Source organism: Chitinophaga niabensis, from assembly GCF_039545795.1.
Lineage (GTDB): Bacteria > Bacteroidota > Bacteroidia > Chitinophagales > Chitinophagaceae > Chitinophaga > Chitinophaga niabensis_B.
Genome location: NZ_CP154260.1, coordinates 2809775 through 2831724 on the forward strand (window position 1 = coordinate 2809775; position 21950 = coordinate 2831724).

A 21950-nucleotide genomic window follows, 5' to 3' on the forward strand; every position below is an offset into this window, starting at 1 on the left:
ACTTTTATTCAAACTGGAACGCCTTCCCCAATATCCCTCCAAACCCTACTCTCACCCCTACACGCGTAGGTAACTGGCTTTGATAACCTGCCACCACATCTACCCGTAACACTTTGAAGATGTTCTCCAATCCGGCAAATACTTCCACATAATTATTGTTCCTGTTCACATAGAAGGCATTAGACCCCGCTACCAGGTTCCATTTCAGCCGGTTGAACAATGGTATTTTATTCGTTATTAAACCATTGAAATGATGCTCCACGTTAGCCGTTGCATACAGGTTTGCAGATGTACTGTACTGATAATAAGGCGCCAGCTGAAAGCTGTTTACATATTTGGTGTTGTAAAAGGTCTGGTTGCCATTAAAGTGTTGCAGATCAGGTATGCTTACTTTCTTGTTATTCAGGAATCCGCCTGTGGTGAATTTATAAGACAATGCACCGAAGAGTTTGAAATTCATATCGTCATGCACAGAGAGTTTCCATTTGTCGAAATCTCCGTCCATGAAGCCTTTGGTGTACATCAGCGTAAAGGTAGGATACTTGGAGCCAATTGGCACTTTATACTTCGGATACTCAATGAACTTCTGCCCGGGCTGATAACTCAGTGCACCCGTTAGCGTTAGTACCTGTTCTTTTTCAAAAGGCAGGTGCGCCAGTTCTTGCGGATGATTATGTGTGAAGGCCCTGCTGGCATTCTTAAAGAGCACATAATCCGTGGAGTTCTCCAGCGGTATACGGTCCTCATAAGTAACATTCACATTCAGCTTCATCGCATTCTGGAAGTTACGGTTGAAGTTCAATGAACCAAACCAGTTCTCATATAACTTCATGTAATTCTGTTTCCCCAGCAGGGTATACAGGGAGTTCGCAATCGGCCCGATGGGGTTTTCCTTATTGAACTGGGAAATGCGCTTCCCTCCTGCTATGGTCCATACGTTCCGCGATCCGAAATCATCCCGTCCGCCGCCTGAGAAGGTCAGTCCTGTAGAAGCATTCAGGTGTGTATTACTAAAGCCATATCGTATGTAGTTATGCCATTGCAGGTAACGTTTATTGGGCAGACTGAAGTTTACAGATGGCGTAATAGCTAAAGAAACCCCTTCCACCGTATTATAACTCAGCCCTTTGAGCAGGGATTGATTATGGAAGGAATGAGAAGCAATACTGCTGTCTCTTTTAAAATACCAGGTATGCCCGAAACCATTCAGCAGCACATCATCCAGTTTTACGGGCTGCGGTTTTTTACGCAAAGAATCCAGGTGATAACGGGAGCGGGAGGAATCCCTTCTTACACGTGCTACGCTGTCTTTTACGCGGAAGTCCTTTTGCTCATCTGCTTCCAGGGGAACAGGGCGGATGCTATCCCAGTATTTCAAATCACGTTCCGCTGCATCCTTTTCGTACTTCATCACCACCTTGTTAAAGAAACCTTTCGGGAAAACAGGTTTAAGATCGTAGTTCGAGTATACGTTCACGTTATTAGCTGTTACATCAAAGCCTAACATCTTCATGGCCACATATACCACCTGGTCTTTCGTGCGCCATACTTCGTTGTTCACCGGCACATGTGTTTGCCTGATGATCAGTGTGTCCAGCAGTTCCAGTTGATATTCCCTGGTAAGCATCAGGTCTGTGCTGTGAATGCGCCAGTCGTCTTCCGTGATATAGATGTAACCGGAAAACACCGGTTCGTATTTACGGCGTGGTATCACTTTGATCTTGTTCACGAGTTTGCCATCATCCATAAAAGTACCTTCCAGCCTGTATTTATAATTCAGCATGGCGGTTTCCGCGATGGGTGAAATAAAACCACGCGGTCCCAGTTGCGAAGTAATGGCTTCCACATTGTTGTCGTAGAAACTGATGGTGGTAGGAAAACTAAATCCTAATCCGCCGCCGCTCTGGCGGGAGGAAAGTACATCCAGTTTCATATCCGGCTGCCGGTAATTTAAACGGGTGTAGGATTCAGACAAACCAACGATCCCTTTGCGGGTGGAGTCCAGCCCCAGGTCTTCCGCATCCACCTTCTGGCCTAATACCTTTTTGGGGGCATTGCGGAGTTTGGCCAGCATCTTTATATAAGCATCGCAGGTGTATGCTTTCACCTGGTTCTGATAGAATGATCTCTTTTTGATGGCCTGCCGGATGATGGCATAGGCAGGGTCTTCTCCGCCGGACTTCACCACTACCTCGCGGATCTGCATACTTACAGGCTCCAGGGCAAATGATAGTTGCTGGGCAGCAGCAGTGACCTGTATGGCCTTTTCCTGCTTTTTATAGCCCATATACTGGCAGAGGATGGTGTACTGGCCGGCTGGCAGATCTAACTGGTAGCTGCCATTAGCATTGGCGGTAGTGCCATTGGTGGTGCCTTTGATCATTACAGTGGCAAAGGGCAACACCTCACCTTTTTGATTGGTAACAGTGCCGTGTATTATACCGGCATGGGTTTCAATGGCAAACAGAACAAACAGGGCAGGGAGTAGAAGTTTCGTCATATACCAAAAATAACCGTTATGGCTATTGGGTATATATGTCCTTACGGGCTTTATAGCAATTTTAACTTTTTACTTTGCGCACCGGCCGGAACAGGCTACCGGATAAAGCGCTCACAGCGCCTACTATGCCGCCCAGCAGGGCTGTTATAATGATCATGATGGCCGGGGAGCCGGGTTGTTTGAGGATCAGGTCTCCCATTCTGCCTGCCAGGATATGATCATTGCGGTAATCGATGATCAGGGCCATGATACCCCATAAGAGGAATACGCCCAGGAATCCGCTTCCGAACGCCTTCGCCGGCGTTTGCGGAAACGCAAGGGCAACCACAAACGCCGCGATGGCAATGCACCACCAATCCAGAAATATTCCCAGCACATATGCTAATAAGGCTGTTAAAAAAAGGCAAAGGAGAAAGCGCATATCTATTCTTATTTACTTGCTTCAAGTGCTTGTTCAATATCCTGCAGGATGTCTCCCAAATGTTCCAGGCCAACAGAAATACGGATAAGGCCCGGAGTGATCCCTACTTTCAACCGCTCTGCCTCGCTCAGCTTGGCATGGGTGGTAGATGCAGGATGTGAGGCAATACTGCGGCTGTCTCCCAGGTTAGCGGTGAGGCTCAGCAACTCTAGTTTATCCAGGAAACGGCCGCCCCTTTCCAATCCGCCTTTGATCTCAAAACAAACAATACCGCCGCCGGCAGACATCTGTTTCTTTGCAATGGCATATTGAGGGTGGCTGGGCAGGAAAGGATATTTCACCCATTCCAGGTGCGGGTTCTTCTCCAGTGCAGTGGCTAAAGCTAAAGCGCTTTCTGCATGGCGGGCCATCCTTACATGCAGGGTTTCCAGGCTGCGGCTCAGTACCCATGCGTTGAAGGGAGACATGGCCGGCCCCGTGCTGCGGCAGAAAGCATATACTTCATCCACCAGCTCTTTGCGGCCTACCACTACGCCACCCAGTACACGGCCCTGGCCGTCTATCCATTTGGTGGCGGAATGTGTAACCAGGTCTACGCCCAAAGCGATGGGCTTCTGTAATACCGGTGTGGCAAAACAGTTATCCACGTTAAGGATCACTTTATGCTTCTTCGCTATTTTGGCCAGTGCCTCCAGGTCTATCACATCTAAACCGGGATTGGAAGGCGTTTCCACGAAGATCATTTTGGTATTGGGTTTGATCAGCGCTTCAACGGTTTCCGGTTGGGTGATATCAAAGTAAGAATGTTCAATGCCCCATTTAGGGAGAAACTTCGTGATCACCGTATGGGTAGAGCCAAAAATAGAACTGGAAGACAGGAGATGATCACCTGTTTTCAGGAAAGCCATGAAGCTGCCGAATACGGCGCTCATGCCGGATGCGGTGGCAAAACCGGCTTCGGCTCCTTCCAGTGCACACATCCTGTCAATGAACTCCTCTACGGAAGGGTTGGAAAAACGGGTATAGATATAAGCATCATTTTCGTCAGCAAAAGCTGCGCGCATGTGCTCTGCATTATCGTAGGTGAAACTGGAAGTAAGGTACATCGGCCCGCTGTGTTCCTTATGTGATGTACGTTCAGATTGGATCCTGATGGCCTGCGTTTCCGGATGATATGTTGGTTTGTTCTTCTTGCTCATTAGTACTTTTCAATAATTTGAATAATATCAGCCTTCGTTGAGCTTCACTTCCCAGGTCATTTGTGTTTTGCCCTGGCGGAGTGTTTCGGCAACGGAGCAATATTTGGTCATAGACAGTTCCACGGCGCGCGCCGCTTTGTCTGCGTCAATATTGCCACTGAGGTGGAACACGATGTGCGCTTTTTCCCACAGGGAGGGTTCCTTTCCTTTCTCACGATCTGCTTCGATCTCAATATGGAAGTCCGTGATCTCCTGGCGCTGCTTTTTCAGGATCATCACCACGTCTATAGCGGAACAGCCTCCCAATCCCATGATCAGCATCTGCATGGGGCGTATGCCGTTGTTCTTACCGCCATTTTCAATGGAGGAATCCATCAATACCTTGTGGCCCTGCTCGTCCACAGCTTCCATGTTAAACCCGTCGTCAATACGTTTTAAAGCGATCTTCATGTGTTACTGATATTTTTCTAATCGACCCCAAAGATAACGCTTATACATTAAAAATTTCGGTATGACGAATCGTATTCATAATTACAAATTGACAATTCGTAATTGAATTTGTAGGTTTGCGCAAATTTCGAATGTAGTTGTCATTGCAAATCTTTCATTATCACCAGCCTTTTCACCTGGAATCCGGCGAGGTACTCCCCTCCTTGCAGATCGCTTATCACACTTATGGCACGCTCAATGAACAGGGCGATAATGTGGTATGGGTATGCCATGCACTGACCGCCAATTCCGATGTGGCTGACTGGTGGAAGGGCCTGATCGGGGAAGGCCGTGTGATAGATCCGCAAAAACATTTCATCGTTTGCGCCAATATACTGGGCTCCTGTTACGGCACCTCCGGCCCGCTGACGGTTAATCAAAACACCGGGCAGCCTTATTACCGGACTTTCCCTACCGTTACCATCCGCGATATCGTTCAGGCACATATCCTCCTGCGCCAACACCTCAACATCGCCCGCATTCATCTGCTCGTAGGCGGCTCTATGGGAGGTTACCAGGTACTGGAATGGGCATTGATGGAATCAGAGCGCATCAACAGGCTCTTTTTATTGTGCACCGGCGCCGCTGAAAGCGCCTGGGGCATTGCCGTTCATACTTCGCAAAGGCTCGCCATTGAAGCAGATGATACCTGGGAGCAACCGGCAAGAGAAGCCGGGGCACGTGGCCTCAAAGCCGCCAGGGCCATTGGCATGCTCACCTACCGCAACTACCAGACCTTCATGCGCGCCCAAACGGACCCGGATAAAGAGAAAACAGACAACTTCAAAGCCTCTTCCTATATTAATTACCAGGGAGATAAACTGGTAAAACGCTTCAACGCCCAAAGCTACTGGCTCCTCACCAAAGCAATGGACAGCCACAATATTGCCCGTGGCCGCCACCAGGATATTGAAACCTCCCTCAGCCAGATAGAACAGAAAACCCTGCTCATCGGCATCACCAGCGACATTCTTTGCCCGCCGGAAGAACAACAGTTGCTGGCAGAGAACATGCACAACACCAGCTACCATGAGATCGACTCTCCCTACGGCCATGATGGGTTTCTTATCGAATTCGAAAAAATAGGCCTCATCCTGGCTGCATTCCTCGAGAATAAATAATATTATCTGATTTTTTGTGCTTCTTAATTAACTATTAATCAACTCAGTAATAGAAAACTTTTCATTTATCCAAAAAACCCTTAACTTCTCTGTAGAAAATCCAATGACGATTTAGCCCAGTGTCTTATCCCTTTAATTTTCATTATATTTAATTATACAGTTATTTAAGGTCACGTAGAAAAACTAAATTATTAAGGTCAGCCAATCCTCTCATTAAATTCGACGCTTATGAATTGCTATCTACCCAGGCAAGCATGGTTCATTGTTATGTTTATATTTTTGTGCCAGACAGCCTTCTCCCAAAACTCCCGTACTATTTCCGGAACTGTTGTTGACGCCACCACCGGCAAAGGATTGCAGGGCGTTTCTGTGTCCGTGAAAGGTGCCACTGCCGGAGCTATTACAGATGCCGGCGGTGCATTCAAATTCACCACAGGGCACTCCCTCCCGCTTACCCTGCAATTCTCTTATGTTGGGTACAAACCTGAAGAAGCCACTGTTACAGATGCTTCCGTGAATGTGAACGTTCAGCTCTCTTCCACGGAGATCCTGGGAAAAGAGGTGGTAGTATCTGCCAGCAGGGTGGCGGAAAGTATCCTGCAGTCGCCCGTTTCCATTGAAAAGCTGGACATCAGGGCCATCAAAGCCAGCCCCGCTCCTTCTTTCTACGATGCGCTGGCAAACATGAAAGGCGTGGAAATGAGTACGCAAAGTCTCACCTTCAAATCCGTTAACACCCGTGGTTTCAACAGCAACGGTAATACCCGCATGTTGCAGCTGATAGACGGTATGGATAACCAGGCCCCCGGTCTTAACTTCTCCGTGGGTAATATTGTAGGGATCACAGAACTGGATATGGATAATGTGGAAGTATTGCCCGGTGCAGCTTCTGCCTTATACGGCCCCAATGCCCTGAACGGTATTGTACTCTTGAACAGCAAAAGCCCCTTCCAGTACCAGGGCCTCAGCGCCAATATCAAAACCGGCCTGCTGAATGAATCCGGCAGAAGTAAGAGCGGTACCGGTTATTATGATATATCTGTTCGTTATGCCAAAGCATTCAATGATAAATTTGCCTTTAAGATCAACCTCGGTTACGTAAAGGCAGACGACTGGCAGGCTTATGATAACCGCGACCAGAGCCTGCTGAACGGCAGTAAACTCACCAACACCGGTCATGCTGCTAACCCCGGTTACAATGGCGTAAACACTTATGGGGATGAAACGAATGTGAACATGAAAGGCTCTTTGCGCTCTACTGCCATGACCACCGGAAATCCACTCGGAAATGGTATTGCCGGGCTTTCTGCTGCTACCGGCGGGGCCATTACACGGGATATGATCTACAACGCTATCATGCCGGATTCCAACAACGCTTATGTATCCCGCACCGGTTATGATGAACGTAACCTTGCAGATTATGATACCAAAAACCTGAAAGTGAACGTAGCCCTCCATTATAAGTTCAACAGCAACCTGGAGTTATTGGGCCAGGGAAGTTATGGTACCGGTACCACCGTTTATACCGGTGCAGACCGTTACTCTATCAAGAACTTCAAGATGGGGCAATATAAGATAGAACTGCGTGCAGATAACTTCTATGTACGCGCCTATACCACACAGGAACGTTCCGGCGATTCATACGCTATCGGTACACTGGGTGCAGGGATCAATGAAGCGTGGAAACCAAGCACTACCTGGTTCCAGCAATACTTCGGCACGTACGCAGGCGGTTCCCTCACAGCCTTCAGCACTGCCTTCCAGCAGGCACTGGGAAGCGGAGCAACACCTGCCGCGGCCTTCGCTACAGCCACAGCTGCTGCTCAGGGCGGATCTGCCAATTTCCACAATGCCGCAAGGACCACTGCAGACAATGGCCGTTTATTACCCGGCACCCCCGAGTTTGATGCAGCCGCACAGAAGGTGAAAGACAAACCTATTCCAGGTGATGCCAGTGGCGTAGGTGCGAAGTTCAATGATAAAACCAATCTCTACCAGGGAGAGTTCATGTACAATTTCAAAAACCAGATCTCTTTTATGGAACTGATGGTAGGTGGAAACATCAGGCAATATGACCTCAACTCAGATGGTACCATCTTTGCAAAAGATGATAATGGAAAAGAATTCAACATCCTGGAATACGGCGGTTACCTGCAGATCGGTAAAAGACTGTTGAATGAGCAACTGAAACTCACCGGTGCATTGCGGTATGATAAGAACGAAAACTTTGAAGGCCAGTTCAGCCCCCGCCTCTCTGCAGTATTCACTTTCCTGCAAACGCATAACATCCGTGCATCCTATCAAACAGGTTTCCGCATCCCGCACTGCCAAGACCAATACATCGATCTGCTGACGCCGCAAGCCAGGCTGATCGGTGGTTTACCATTCCTGCGTGAAAGATATGGCCTCAACACCGGCCCTGTGTACACACTGGAATCCGTACAGGCAGGCGCTCCGCAGCAATACACTTTCAAAGAATTCAAACCGGAGAAGATCGTTGCATTCGAGGTAGGGTATAAAGCACTCATCGCTAACAAACTGGTGATAGACGCTTATGTATATACCAATACCTTCAAGAACTTCAATGGTATCCAGATATTGGTACAACCTACCAGTCCTACCGCACGGAATATCTACTCTATCCCTGTGAATTATGAGAAAGATATTAAGTCGTGGGGATGGGCACTGGGCCTGGATTACAACCTGCCACAACAATTTGTTGTAGGTGGTAACGTTTCTTATAATGAGCTCAGCAATGAAAAAGACCTGGGTAATTTCCAGGCTATGTACAACACACCAAAGGTGCGCTACAACATTTATGTCGGTAACCGCAACATTGCCCGCTCCTTCTTCAGCTTCAATGTTACCTGGAGATGGCAGGATAAATTCATCTGGTCTTCTTCCTTTGTAGGCCCTGCCGTAAGAGCCGCGAACCTTGGAGAGATCCCTGCTTTTGGTACACTGGATGCACAGGTGAGCAAACTGTTCCCAAAACCTAAAGTGACTGTTAAAATAGGCGCTGCCAACCTTACGCAGAACGTTTATATCCAGTCATGGGGCAACCCATCCGTGGGCGCGCAATACTACGCTTCCATCGGATACAACCTCTAGTTTTACTTGCTTATTGCCATAATAGCGAAGGCCCCCCGGATTTCCGGGAGGCCTTCTATTTTGTTGTAACCCTCATGATTAGCTCATGGGTATCTTTAGTCTATACGTTGAAACGGAAGTGCATTACATCACCATCATTTACAACGTACTCTTTACCTTCTATGCGTAAACGGCCATTATCGCGGGCAGCAGCTTCAGAGCCATACTTCACGTAATCCTCATAAGAGATCACCTCCGCTTTAATGAATCCTTTTTCAAAATCCGTGTGGATCACACTCGCAGCCTGCGGCGCTTTCCAGCCGGTATGAATGGTCCATGCACGTACTTCCTGCACGCCGGCAGTGAAGTAAGTGATCAGGTCCAGCAGTTTGTAGGCAGAACGGATCAGGCGGTTCAGGCCCGGTTCGGTAAGACCATATTCTGCAAAGAACAATTCTTTATCAGCAGGATCTTCCAGTTCGGTGATCTGCGCTTCAATGGAATTATTCATAATGATCACCTGTGCATTCTCTGCTTTCACTGCTTCTTCCAGTGCTTTGGAGAATTTGTTGCCGGTATGAAGGGATGCTTCATCCACATTGGCCACATATAATACCGGTTTTTCCGTGAGCAGGAACAGGTCGGCAATCGCTACACGCTCTTCTTTGGACAAGCCCAGCTCGCGGATATTCCTTCCTTTCTCCAGGTGCTCCTGGCAGCGTTTCAGTATTTCAAATTCTACTTTTGCTTTAGGATCGCCACCGGTGCGCGCCATCTTTTCCGTACGGGCCACCTTCTTCTCCACACTTTCAAGATCTTTCAGCTGCAGTTCTGTATCAATGATGTCCTTATCACCCACGGGGTTGATAGGCCCTTCATCCCTGAGGATGTTATCATCTTCAAAACAACGGATCACATGTACGATCGCATCTACTTCGCGGATATTGGCCAGGAATTTATTTCCCAAACCTTCCCCTTTGCTGGCACCCTTTACGAGACCGGCAATATCCACAAACTCCATGGTTGTGGGAACGGTACGGTTAGGTTTCACCAGCTCTTCCAGTTTTGAGATCCGGGTATCCGGAACATCTACCAGGCCAACGTTAGGCTCGATAGTACAAAAACGATAGTTGCTGGCTTGCGCCTTCGCGCTGTTGGATACAGCGTTAAACAAAGTGGACTTTCCTACGTTCGGCAATCCTACAATTCCTGCTTGCAAAGCCATTTCTTAAAAAATTTGCGCAAAGATAGTGCATCTCAGCGAGTAATAGCGTGTTAAAATTTACTATTTTGGCTCCCGGTTGGCATTGTATTAATCTGTAACTGATTGAAAATGACGCTAAACCGGTTTTAAACAAACCAAACATTATGGCTTTAAACTATGTATGGATCGGCTTCTTTGTGATTGCTTTTATCGTAGCATTATGCAAACTGATCTTTTTAGGGGATACGGAGATCTTCGGGTTGATGACAAAAACATTGTTCGAAAGCGGTAAAACGGGCGCTGAGATCTCTATCGGCCTCGTAGGTGTAATGACCTTCTGGCTCGGCATTATGAAGATCGGGGAAAAGGCAGGCATGATTGAAAAGTTCGCCCGCTTTGTAAGCCCGCTCTTTTCCAGGCTGTTCCCTCATATCCCTCCTAAAGACCCGGCCATGGGTTCTGTAGTGATGAATTTCTCCGCCAATATGCTGGGGCTGGATAATGCAGCCACCCCTATTGGTCTTAAAGCCATGAAACAACTGCAGGATATCAACCCGGAGAAAGACACCGCCAGCGATGCCCAGATCATGTTCCTTGTGCTGAATACCGCCGGGCTTACCATCATTCCTACTTCCGTGATGGCCGTACGCTTATCCATGGGCGCCGCCAACCCCGCAGATATTTTCATTCCCACCATGATCGGTACTTTCATCTCCTTTTTATCAGGGATGATTGCCGTGGCCCTTTATCAGCGTATCAACCTTTTCCGCCTGCCGGTATTGGTGTTCGTTGGCGGTTTCGTAGCACTGATGTATTTATTATATCTATGGATGCACAGCATGCCTGCAGAACAGATCGCTACCTATACCGCTATGGTGGGCGGTGTGCTCATCTTTTCCGTGATCGTGTCTTTCCTCTTGTTAGGATTCGTTAAAAAGATCAATGTATACGATGCCTTTATTGAAGGTGCAAAAGATGGGTTCACCACCGCTGTGATGATCATCCCCTATCTCGTGGCCATCCTTGTAGGTATTGGTGTGTTCAGGGTTACCGGCTGCCTCGATTTTGTAACAGACGGTATTGCATTTGTAGTAGCCGCCATGGGTTTAAATACAGACTTCGTACCCGCGTTGCCGGTAGGGATCATGAAAACATTCAGCGGAGGCGCCGCACGTGGCCTCATGGCCGACCTTATGAAACCGGAGAACTATGGGCCGGATTCATTTGTAGGCAGACTGGGATGTATAATGCAGGGTTCCACTGAAACCACCTTCTATATCCTCGCTTTATATTTCGGTTCCGTGAACATCAAAAAAACAAGATATGCCCTCGCCTGCGGATTGATTGCAGATGTGGTAGGCGTAATTGCCGCCATCATTATCGGGTATATCTTCTTTCATTAAACAGACCACCAGGTATTACCAATTATATTATTTAAAGAATGAACCAGAAAAAGACATTACATGAAGACTGGATCGCCGTGATCCTGGCATTCATCAGCATTGCGCTGATCTGCGGGGGCCTTCATCCCGCGATGCCAAAATTTGAATGGAACGATGGCAACACCCTGCTGGCAAAACTTACAGACAGCGGTAACCTGGGCAGGATAGGCGGCCTTTTCCTTTGGGTGCTGGGCAGCCTTTTCATCGCCTTCTTATTAAGCGGTAAACGTATCAGCTGGCAACTCGTCACTGGCCTGGTGGCAGTGATGGCCATTTCCATGTTTGCGCAGGTGATCACCGGCAACAGCTGGGTGAAAGGCCTGGGTATTGAGATCGTATTGTTCAGCCTGCTGCTGGGCCTCTTTATCAGCAATGTGCTTGGCGTACCGGAGTGGCTAAAGCCGGTGCTGCAAACAGAGCTTTTCATCAAAACAGGATTGGTGCTGCTGGGCTCCGGTATTATCTTCCAGGAGTTGATCAAGGGCGGCGGATTAGGTGTTATGCAATCCATCGTGGTGGTATTCACCGTATGGTATTTCACTTTCTGGCTCTGTAAAAAATTCAAACTGGATGATGAGTTCAGGATGATGATCTCCAGCGCAGTATCTATCTGCGGCGTATCTGCCGCTATTGCCACTTCCGGCGCCATTGAAGGAGATAATAAAAAACTCTCGCATGTTATATCGCTGGTATTGATCGTAGCCATTCCCATGATGATCTTTATGCCGTATGTGGCCGTATGGATGGACATGTCTCCTGCCGTAGCAGGTGCCTGGCTGGGCGGTACCATTGATACTTCAGGCGCAGTAGTAGCGGCCGGCACCATGCTGGGCGAAGAAGCGCTGAAGTATGCCACACTGGTGAAGTTCTCGCAGAACGTATTACTGGGGCTGGCAGCTTTCTTCATTTCTATATGGTGGTCTTACTCCAAGAAGGAGACCAATCAACCTAAACCGGGCTTACGCACTATCTGGGACCGTTTTCCCAAATTTGTACTGGGCTTCATTGTGGTATCCCTCATATTTTCATTTGTGTTGCCGGGTGGATTGGTGAAAGAAGTGAAAGGCAATATCAAAGACCTGCAAACCTGCTTCTTTGCGTTGGCATTTGCCTGCATAGGGTTGGAAACAAAATTCACAGATATCTTCAAAATGGAGAACGGGCGGCCTGCCATGGCATTCATCATTGCGCAGGTGTTCAATATTCTTGTAACATTAGGCATTGCTTACCTCGTATTTGGCGGCGTGCTTTTCGAAAAGCCTTAATAATAAAAAGGGTAGCATGATCTGCTACCCTTTTTTTATCATTAATCGTATTTCCCTGTTTTATCCTCAATGCTCACATCTCCCCCGCTATTGTTCTGTATCTTCATAAACACCAGGATCTGCCCGGCACCGGCCTTAAAACACACTTCCTGTGCCTGCTTCACTACTTCCATCAACTGATCGTAAGTACCTTCCATCACTGTTTCAAAAGGGCATACCCTGTACTTCACGCCGGAATTATGGATCACGGCAATGGCTTCGTCTACAACGGCGTATACTTTATCCGCCGCTACCTGGGGCAGGATCTGCAACGCCAGGTTGATTGTATGATTATGCATATGGTCTATTTTTTCTTTAATACTACTTCGTACAGGTCATGCCGCATATCCTTCAGTGTTTGCACACTGCCAAAGGCATGCAGCTCTTTTAATAATACAAGGTCCACATCCGCCACCACGATCATTTCTGTATTGGGTGTGGCATCAGCCTTTACACCTGTTACCGGAAAGGCAAAATCAGAAGGTGTGAGCACTGCGGATTGCGCATATTGAAGGTCCATATTCGATACCCTGGGCAGGTTACCCACACAACCGGCAATGGCTACGTAACATTCATTCTCCACGGCCCTGGCCTGTGCGCAGAAACGCACACGGTTGTAACCATTCTGCGTATCTGTGAGGAAAGGTACAAACAGTATCTGCATCCCCTGCTTTGCCAGTATGCGGCCCAGTTCAGGGAACTCCACATCGTAACAGATCAGGATGCCTACCTTGCCACAATCCGTGTCAAACACATGAATGTCGCTCCCGCCTTTCATGCCCCAGGCATTTACCTCGCTGGGTGTTGGGTGTATTTTGATGTAATGGTCCCAGGTACCATCCCTGCGGCAGAGATAGGAAATGTTATACAACTGCTCTTCTATCACAATGGGCATAGTGCCTGTAATGATATTCACATTATACGCTACCGCCAGTTTTGAAAATTCACCTCTTAACCGTTCCGTGTATTTGGCAAGCCCCCTGATAGCTGCAGCAGGCCCCAGTTGATTAAATTCAAGCATCAGGGGCGCGTTGAAGAATTCCGGGAACACCGCAAAATCTGCTTCATAATCACTCACCGCATCTACAAAGAACTCCATCTGTTCCAGCATACCCTCAATTCCCTTGTACGCACGCATCTGCCATTGCACCAGGCCAATCCGCACTGTCGATTTATTGTAGCGGATGGTGTCCTGATCTTTCTCATAATAGATATTATACCACTGCAGGAGCGTAGCAAAACCTTTGGAGGCCTGGTCCATGGGCAGGTAGTTACGCAGTATCTTTTTAACAATAAAATCATTGGAGAACTGGAAAGTAAGCGTAGGATCATAGATCTCTTTATCGCGCACCTTTTCAATATACTCCCTGGGTGTTAGCTGTTCCGCATATTTTTCATAATTGGGAATACGGCCGCCCGCCACAATACCCTCCAGGTTGAGGCGCTCACACAATACTTTACGTACATCGTACAGCCTGCGTGCAAGGCGTTTACCGCGGTAATCCGGGTTCACAAAAACTTCTATGCCATAAAGGATATCTCCTTTGGGATTATGTGTACTAAAGGTATAATACCCGGTGATCTGCTCATAGGTATGGTCATCCCCATACTTTTCATAATCCACAATGATAGACAGTGCACAGCCTACCACCTTACCGTTCACGGTTACGGCTATCTGACCTTCCGGGAATAATTCAATCAGCCGCTGAATAGTACCCTCGCGCCAGTAACTCCCCTGCATATCCGAATATGCCGATACCATGGACTCTTTCAGGTCCTTATAATCCTCTGCCGTCAACAGACGGACTTCAATCGTTTCTTCTGCCATAATTATAGGAAAGTTAAGAAAATTATATTTGCTTACATTTGTGCCTGATTTTTCCCCCATCCTTCCAACTTTATGATCATTCAGAACAGAGACATTGTAATCGTAGGTCTGCAGCCCTGGTATACCAAAATAGGGAGCAATTGCAAGAACATCGCACTGGAGTTTGCCAAACATAACAGGATATTATACGTCAACTCAGCATTAGACCGCCGTACGGTGATGATGAGCAGCAAAGACCCTGACATTGCCGAGCATATACAGATCTCTAAAGGAAATGGAGAAAACCTGCGCAAAGTGCAGGATAATTTCTGGAACCTCTACCCTAAACGTATACTGGAATCCATCAGCTTTCTGCCTTTCACCGGCGCTTTTAAGCTGGGTAACCGGCTCAACAATAAAAGGTTTGCCGCAGACATTCAGGAAGCCGTGGACCAACTGGGCTTTAAGGACATCCTCCTCTTCAACGACAATGATATCTACCGCGGCTATTACCTGAAAGAAATGCTAAAGCCGGCCAAATACATTTACTATAGCCGGGATAACCTGGTAGCTATGGATTTCTGGAAGAAACATGGCAGTAAACTGGAACCGAAACATATTGCCAAGGCAGATGTATGCGTAGCCAATTCCCTCTACCTCACAGAAATGCTGCTGCAGTATAACAAAAACAGCCATTACGTGGGCCAGGGTTGCGACCTGCGCTTATTTGATCCGGCAAAAGCCCTGGATAAACCGGCGGAACTGGTTGGGCTGAAAGGGCCGGTGATCGGGTATGTTGGCGCATTAACAGCTATGCGCATAGATCCCGCCATATTAATGTACATCAGCCGGGAAAGACCGGATTGGAATGTGATACTCGTAGGACCGGAGGATGAAGTGTTTCAGCAATCCGCCCTGCATCAGCAACCGAACGTACATTTCCTTGGGCGGAAAGACATGTCAGCACTGCCTTCCTTCCTGCAGCATTTTGATGTATGCCTCAACCCACAGTTAGTGAATCCCATCACCATTGGTAATTATCCTTTAAAGATAGATGAATACCTGGCCATGGGTAAACCTTCTGTGGCAACGGCTACCAAAACCATGGAGCTGTTTAAAGATTATGTGCATCTGGCCGGTTCCGTAGAAGAATATGTGCCGCTGATAGAAAAAGCATTGCAGGAAAATGATCCTGCATTAACAGCCGCAAGGATAGCATTTGCACGATCGCATACCTGGGAGAATTCAGTGGGGGATATTTATAAAGCAATAAACGCATAAAGTAAAAAGCGGGACCTATGAGTCCCGCTTTTTACTTTTATTTATTTCCGATCTTGACGAACTTCTCCGTCCATTTCTTAAAGTTAGTTCCTACCACATTTAAGATATAATGGCCATTCGGCAATTCGTTCACCGGAATATCCTCCTGCAACCTGTCAATAAAGTTGGTAGAGAATTGTTTCCAGAGCTTACCGCTGATATCGTAGATCTCAATATTCACTTTATAGTTCCCTTTCCGCTGAATGTTCAGCCTTGCAAAAGTGCTCACGGGGTTAGGCGTCAGGCTCGCTGTATCGCCTTTGGAACTGTTACTCTCCTCCAGCACCCGCACATTAAAGGAAGCAGTTGTTTTGGCGCCTTTATTATCCGTTACCGCCAGCTGGAATACATACTCTCCTTTGACCAGGCCGGTAATAGCAGTCTGGGCTTTTTGCGCATCCCAGATCCGGCTGTTGTTAGGGCCGGTCAGTTGTATCCACTCATAAGTGCTGATGGTTCCATCACTGTCAGTAGATGCTGAACCGTTCACCTGGATGCTGTTATCCGGCAATGTGATCTCCAGGTTTCCCTGTGTTACGGCCACCGGTGGTTTGTTTTCAGGTGTTTGTGCCGGTAATACAGAAACAGTTACTCTTGCAGTAGCAGTGGCATTGGTATTATCCGTTACCGTCAGTTCAAATATATACTGGCCTTCTGTTGTAAGTTCTGTGATAGCAGTGCTCATAGCATTCGGTGAACCGATGGTGCCGGAGGCTCCGCTGATCTTCTTCCAGCTATAGCTTACAATCGTGCCGTCTTCGTCCGTAGAGGAACTACCATCCAGTGAAGTACCTGTTACCGGCAGTATGAGGGTAAGATTACCATTCACTCTGGCCGTGGGCAGTTTATTCGCCGGTGTGTTCACCACTACTTTCACCTGTACAGAACTGCTGGCGTTGCCGTTATCTTTTACGGTTAATTCAAAAATGTATTGGCCTGCTGCTGTGAGGTTCGTAATGTCCGTTCTTGCAGCTGAAGGCGCTGCAATGGTTCCGGTAACCGGGCCGCTCAATTGTTTCCAGGCATAGGAAACAATGCTGCCATCCAGGTCCACTGAAGGGCTGCCATCCAATGTAGCAGTAGTTACAGGCAGCGTGATATTTACATCGCCGCTGGTTTGTGCTACCGGCGGTTTATTGATCACTTCCGGATTCACGGTGATGGTAACATTACTGGAAGCACTTAAGCCTTCGTTATCTGTTACGGTGAGTTCATAAACATATACACCATCCAGCGTATAACCTGTTACGGTTGTTCTGCTTGCATTGGTCACTGTGATATTGCCACCAGCCGGGCCACCCAGTTTTCTCCAGGAATAACCCGCGATGCTGCCATCAGGATCAGATGAGGCAGAACCATCCAGTTGCACACTGTTCACCGGTAAGGTGATAGTGGTATTGAAACCCGCCCTTGCCACAGGTGGCTGATTTGCCCCGCCGGACACTACCACCACTTTTATCTGGTCTGTGGCGGATGCACCTGCATTGTCTTTCACACTTAACTGGTATACATATTCACCTGCAATCGTTAATCCTGTAACGGTGGTCCTGCCCGCTGCCGGTGTAGTAATAGTCCCTGCTGCAGGACCGCTCACTTTCGTCCAGGCGTATGTGGCAATAGAACCATCAGGGTCAGAAGAAGATAAGCCATCCAGTTGTGCGGTACTTGTTGGCAGTGTAATGGAAATATCGGCACCGGCATTGGCAACAGGCAGTTTATTTTCGCCTGGCAATACGGTGATCTTCACATAGTCTGTTTCCCTGGCACCCGTATTATCTTTCACCTCTAACTGGAACAGGTAATCTCCGGGAAGTGTTAAACCGGTAACATTCGTTTTGCTGGTAGAAGGGCTACCGATATTACCTGCGGCAGGGCCGCTGATCTTCGTCCAGTTATAATAAGTGATCGTACCATCCGGATCTGTAGAAGCAGAACCATCCAGTTGCACGGTATTCGCAGGCAGGGTGATGGTAATATCTGCACCTGCATTAGAAACTGGTTTTTGGTTGGCAGCAGCTTTCACCGTGATCGTAACATTGCTGGAAGTACTTAATCCCTGGTTATCTGTTACGGTCAGTTCATAAACATAACTACCATCCAGTGTATACCCTGTTACCGTTGTTTTATCCGCATTCGCAGTGGTGATCGTACCACTTGCAGGGCCACCGAGTTTCTTCCATGAATAGGCCGCAATAGTGCCATCAGGGTCTGAAGAAGTGGAACCATCCAGTAGTACATTATTCACTGGTAATGTAATGGTGGTATTAAAACCAGCTTTGGCAACAGGCGGTTGGTTGGATCCGCCGGCTATTACAACCACTTTTACCTGGTCTGTAACAGTAGTGCCGCCGTTATCCTTCACACTTAATTCATACACATATTCACCTGCAACGGTTAAACCTGTGATCGTTGTTTTATTGGCACTGGCGGTGGTAATGTCACCTCCCGCAGGGCCGCTGATCTTCGTCCAGGCATAAGTGGTAATGGTACCATCCGGATCAGCAGAAGCCGAGCCGTCCAGTTGTGCGGTATTGGCAGGGAGGATCACCGTTACATCTGCACCGGCATTGGCAACAGGGGGTTTGTTCACCGGTGCTTCCGCTACCGTTACTTTTACCTGTGCGGTAGCTGTACCGCCACTGTTATCTGTTACCGTTAATTCATACAAATAATCACCGGCAATGGTTAAACCGGTAACAGCGGTCTTATTCGCATTTGCAGTGCTGATAGCACCTGCAGCAGGACCGCTGATCTTCAGCCAGGCATAAGTACTGATGGTACCATCCGGATCAGCAGAAGCAGATCCATCCAGTTGTGCTGTATTTGTTGGCAGTGTTATGTTCACATTCGCACCTGCATTGGCAACGGGCAGTTTGTTGGCAGAGGGCAATACCGTCACTTTCACCTGGTCAGTAGCACTGGTACCGCCATTATCTTTCACACTTAATTCATATACATAATCACCGGCAATGGTCAAGCCTGTAATAGTAGTTTTATTGGCATCAGATGTTGTGATAACACCCGCAGCGGGGCCGCTGATCTTGGTCCAGGTATAACTGGTAATAGTACCATCCGGATCTGTGGAAGCCGAACCATCCAGTTGTACTGTAGTTGCCGGCAGGGTAACACTTACATCAGCACCGGCATTGGCCACCGGTGGTTTGTTGGTGCTTACGCCCTGTACGGTAACAGTCACCTGTTTGGAATTGGTGAGGCCGCCGTTATCAGTAACCGTCAGTTCATATACATATACACCTTCAGAAAGGCCGGATACAATTGCATTGCTGGCAGTGATATCGTCAATAGTTCCGGCAGCAGGACCGCTTACCCGTTTCCATTCATAACTTACGATCACACCATCCGGGTCAAGCGAGAAACTACCGGTTAATTGTGTGCTGTTAGAAGGCAACACCAGCGTAACATTACTACCTGCATCAGAAACAGGTGCCTTATTAGCGGCTGCCAGTACCGTAACTGTTACCAGGTCTTTTGCAGAAAGCCCTGCATTATCTGTTACAGTGAGTTCGAATACATAAGAACCTGGTGCCAGGCCGGTAAGCTGCGTGGTAGCGCCGTTAGGCGTTGCAATAGTGGCCGCGGGCCCGCTAAGCTTTTTCCAGGCGTAGGAAGCAATTGTACCACCCTCTTTGGAAGAGGCACTGCCATCCAACACCGTTGTTTTATTATCTGTGGGTACTAATAATTTATCTGCACCGGCATTTGCCACAGGCAAAACTGCCGCGCTGCTGCCATTGAATTCGAATGCACCGGCATCAAAAGAATTATTCACCGGGCGGGCATTACCATCGAAGTCATTGGCAAGGCTAAGATCAGCCATGTTCCTGCCTGCATCAATAGCAGTAGAACCAGCCTTCAATCTGAAATCTCCGGCCAGGGGATTTACAAAACCGCCAACATCAGGCGTTTTATAGTTCACATTGTTTTTAAAATCATACAGAATGGGTTTGGCACCTTTCACATAATAACCCGTCATCGGGTCATCCCATTGCGTGCCGGGAGCAATCACTACGTTGTTATAGATCTTGTGGCCCAGCAATGTTTCATAACCATACACCTTAATACCGTTTACGCCGGTATTATAAACAGTGTTGTTATAAATGTAAGCAGTGGCGGGATCAAACAGGGGTTTATCAGATACATTGATCCCTTCATAGTGAATATCCGTTACTACGTTATTATACACATGGTTGATACCGGAACCAAATATCTCAATACCTGAATTATATCCTTTACTTACAAAATTGCTATAGATACGGAGGCGGCTGCCTCCGCCCGACAAAATGCCATAGCCGTGCGCAGAGTTGCGGGCCATGGCATAATTAACAACGCGGTTGTTGTATACCCTGTTATCACCATTATAAGCAGTGGAGATCTGAATAGCATCACTGCCCATATTCTCCAGGTTGTTATTATATACTGAAAGATTCTCGATGAGATGTGATTTCATATCCACACAACCGCCCTCTGTATAGAGGTAATGTGTGTTACCGATATAGAAACCTTCCCATGCAGCGTTACGGCACATCAGGTCGTGGATCTTTACATTCTTCATGGTAAAACTACCATCCAGCCATTCAGGATGGCTGCAGGTTTGCAGTGTTTTAGCCTGCAGGAACATCCCTGCATCGTGAATGTAAGCATGATGTACATCAAAATCAGAAGTACCGTTACCGAAGAACATGCCGAACATCTTTACGCCGTTCTTGTTGGTACCGTTGATATCAAAACCGTATTCGATACCAGCAGCGCCGGTACCTTCCACTTTAAAATATTTACAGGTGCTTAATACAAAACTTGCAGCAGTGGCAGAACTGTTCACACCCGCTCTCACAAGGCCTCCGCAGTTGGTGATCACAATTGGTTTCTCTGCAGTGCCCAGCAGTTTTCCAAAATGGATGTACTCATAATCGCCGGAAGGGATACACAGGGTATCTCCTGCTGTTACACCCAGCTGGCTCATGGCATTATCATAATAAATGATATTAGCAGAGGAAGGGTTTACCGTAATTTTTCTATTGCCTGGTGGCGGAGGTGGCGGAGGTGGCGGAGGTTGTACAACCGTTCCCCTTGTATATTGCAGCATCCATTCGTATACATTCAACCCCGTCTGAGGATCTTTATAAGCAGGATCATACGTTCTGCTCCAGGCATCATGCGAAGTACTGCTGAATACAGTGAGCAACGCTTTTGGATTAGGAGCAGGTGTGATGGCATTGATACCATTCACCCAGTCCTGTGAATATTTTAAAGGTACTGTTGGGTCCCTGTCGTTATGCGTAGCAAACACCGGCATATTAATGCTGGCAATGTTCCATTGCAGGCTTGGCGTTCTTGGTGCATCGTTTGGATTCCAGGCTCCGCATACCACTACAGCTGCTGCAAACAATTTCGCTTTATCCGTATTCTCTGAAATAACACCCCATGTTACACCTCCGCCCATACTAAGCCCTGTTACATAACAACGGCTTTCATCAATACGGTAGATTGTTTTCAGGTAAGCAAGCAATTCATGTACATCGTTTCCCCCGGGCCATGTAATGAACTGCGGAGAAATAACGATAAAAGAATGTGTTTGCCCGTTAACTGTAAATGAAGCAGGGAATTTTCCATCTCTGATCACTCTTGGAGGGCCGTTCTGTGTAACTACCGATAAGGGATTCTTCAGATCAGCGCCAGCGAGTTCGCCAACACCATGACAAAATATGAGAACGGGATATTTTTTGGTAGTAGAAGCGTAGTCAGCCGGCAAAGACTCGTAATATCCTGTCATATTACGAACCGGCGCCCCGGCGGGGAAAGTTTTTGGAACCTGCTGGGCATTTACCTGCAGGCTGAGAGATATAAAGGATAAATAAAAGAGATAGCGGACACACCATCCCCTTACCTGATAGAATTTCTTCACAATAATTTGGTTTTTCTAGTATGGATTTTTGTCTGGTCCGGATGGACGCGCTTCGCATTTGTGTCTTAATCCCGTCTGATCATCTATAATCTAATACACGTACTTATACTTGTTTACAAATAAACAAAAA

At 47.5% G+C, this 21950-nt stretch carries 13 protein-coding genes; 5 read left to right on the forward strand and 8 right to left on the reverse strand.

From position 1 onward, the window contains the following. Window positions 1–4: 4 nt before the first annotated feature. From AAHN97_RS11110 to AAHN97_RS11125, 4 genes are all read right to left on the reverse strand, one after another. Entirely contained in the window at window positions 5–2500 is a 2496-nt protein-coding gene (locus tag AAHN97_RS11110) for a DUF5686 and carboxypeptidase regulatory-like domain-containing protein (protein WP_343307672.1), read from the reverse strand. A gap of 61 nt (window positions 2501–2561) precedes the next feature. Then, window positions 2562–2921 (reverse strand): hypothetical protein, encoded by a 360-nt coding sequence (locus AAHN97_RS11115; RefSeq protein ID WP_343307673.1) that lies wholly within the window; start codon window positions 2919–2921, stop codon window positions 2562–2564. 8 nt (window positions 2922–2929) lie between these two features. Then, on the reverse strand, window positions 2930–4120 hold the full coding sequence (locus AAHN97_RS11120; RefSeq protein ID WP_343307675.1) for a trans-sulfuration enzyme family protein: 1191 nt from the start codon (window positions 4118–4120) through the stop codon (window positions 2930–2932). Window positions 4121–4147: 27 nt separating this feature from the next. After that, complete coding sequence (locus AAHN97_RS11125; protein WP_343307676.1) at window positions 4148–4570, reverse strand: OsmC family protein; 423 nt, start codon at window positions 4568–4570, stop codon at window positions 4148–4150. 137 nt (window positions 4571–4707) lie between these two features. Here AAHN97_RS11125 and metX point away from each other — a divergent pair, with 137 nt between their 5' ends. Together metX and AAHN97_RS11135 are read left to right on the forward strand one after the other, a co-directional pair. Then, complete coding sequence (metX, locus tag AAHN97_RS11130) at window positions 4708–5730, forward strand: homoserine O-acetyltransferase MetX (RefSeq protein WP_343307677.1); 1023 nt, start codon at window positions 4708–4710, stop codon at window positions 5728–5730. Window positions 5731–5958: 228 nt separating this feature from the next. Further along, a complete protein-coding gene (locus AAHN97_RS11135) occupies window positions 5959–8841 on the forward strand; it encodes a TonB-dependent receptor (RefSeq protein ID WP_343307678.1) in 2883 nt (960 codons plus the stop codon). Window positions 8842–8941: 100 nt separating this feature from the next. Here the strand turns inward: AAHN97_RS11135 and ychF are convergent, their stop codons facing one another. Beyond that, complete coding sequence (ychF, locus tag AAHN97_RS11140; protein WP_343307679.1) at window positions 8942–10045, reverse strand: redox-regulated ATPase YchF; 1104 nt, start codon at window positions 10043–10045, stop codon at window positions 8942–8944. A gap of 143 nt (window positions 10046–10188) precedes the next feature. Between ychF and AAHN97_RS11145 the strand changes: the two genes are divergently transcribed. Next, the gene (locus AAHN97_RS11145) at window positions 10189–11427 is read left to right on the forward strand and encodes a nucleoside recognition domain-containing protein (protein WP_343307680.1); all 1239 of its coding nucleotides are present in this window, start codon (window positions 10189–10191) and stop codon (window positions 11425–11427) included. A 38-nt stretch (window positions 11428–11465) separates the two neighbouring features. After that, window positions 11466–12731: a YeiH family protein gene (locus AAHN97_RS11150; RefSeq protein ID WP_343307681.1), complete on the forward strand. Its 1266-nt coding sequence runs from the start codon at window positions 11466–11468 to the stop codon at window positions 12729–12731. Window positions 12732–12772: 41 nt separating this feature from the next. On the opposite strand, the gene AAHN97_RS11155 is transcribed toward AAHN97_RS11150, so the two are convergent. Then, window positions 12773–13069, reverse strand: a complete 297-nt coding sequence (locus tag AAHN97_RS11155) for a thiamine-binding protein (protein ID WP_343307682.1) — start codon at window positions 13067–13069, stop codon at window positions 12773–12775. Between the two features lie 5 nt (window positions 13070–13074). Further along, complete coding sequence (locus AAHN97_RS11160) at window positions 13075–14598, reverse strand: carbon-nitrogen hydrolase family protein (RefSeq protein ID WP_343307683.1); 1524 nt, start codon at window positions 14596–14598, stop codon at window positions 13075–13077. Between the two features lie 72 nt (window positions 14599–14670). Here AAHN97_RS11160 and AAHN97_RS11165 point away from each other — a divergent pair, with 72 nt between their 5' ends. Beyond that, complete coding sequence (locus AAHN97_RS11165; RefSeq protein ID WP_343307684.1) at window positions 14671–15858, forward strand: glycosyltransferase; 1188 nt, start codon at window positions 14671–14673, stop codon at window positions 15856–15858. 37 nt (window positions 15859–15895) lie between these two features. On the opposite strand, the gene AAHN97_RS11170 is transcribed toward AAHN97_RS11165, so the two are convergent. Further along, window positions 15896–21820, reverse strand: coding sequence for a PKD domain-containing protein (locus AAHN97_RS11170; protein ID WP_343307685.1), 5925 nt, complete (start codon window positions 21818–21820; stop codon window positions 15896–15898). Window positions 21821–21950 lie beyond the last annotated feature (130 nt).

Bases quoted from the DNA above. Each gene is read 5' to 3' on its own strand.
- AAHN97_RS11110 (WP_343307672.1), bottom strand. From the start codon at position 2,500: ATGACGAAACTTCTACTCCCTGCCCTGTTTGTTCTGTTTGCCATTGAA.
- AAHN97_RS11115 (WP_343307673.1), bottom strand. From the start codon at position 2,921: ATGCGCTTTCTCCTTTGCCTTTTTTTAACAGCCTTATTAGCATATGTG.
- AAHN97_RS11120 (WP_343307675.1), bottom strand. From the start codon at position 4,120: ATGAGCAAGAAGAACAAACCAACATATCATCCGGAAACGCAGGCCATC.
- AAHN97_RS11125 (WP_343307676.1), bottom strand. From the start codon at position 4,570: ATGAAGATCGCTTTAAAACGTATTGACGACGGGTTTAACATGGAAGCT.
- AAHN97_RS11135 (WP_343307678.1), top strand. From the start codon at position 5,959: ATGAATTGCTATCTACCCAGGCAAGCATGGTTCATTGTTATGTTTATA.
- ychF (WP_343307679.1), bottom strand. From the start codon at position 10,045: ATGGCTTTGCAAGCAGGAATTGTAGGATTGCCGAACGTAGGAAAGTCC.
- AAHN97_RS11145 (WP_343307680.1), top strand. From the start codon at position 10,189: ATGGCTTTAAACTATGTATGGATCGGCTTCTTTGTGATTGCTTTTATC.
- AAHN97_RS11150 (WP_343307681.1), top strand. From the start codon at position 11,466: ATGAACCAGAAAAAGACATTACATGAAGACTGGATCGCCGTGATCCTG.
- AAHN97_RS11155 (WP_343307682.1), bottom strand. From the start codon at position 13,069: ATGCATAATCATACAATCAACCTGGCGTTGCAGATCCTGCCCCAGGTA.
- AAHN97_RS11160 (WP_343307683.1), bottom strand. From the start codon at position 14,598: ATGGCAGAAGAAACGATTGAAGTCCGTCTGTTGACGGCAGAGGATTAT.
- AAHN97_RS11165 (WP_343307684.1), top strand. From the start codon at position 14,671: ATGATCATTCAGAACAGAGACATTGTAATCGTAGGTCTGCAGCCCTGG.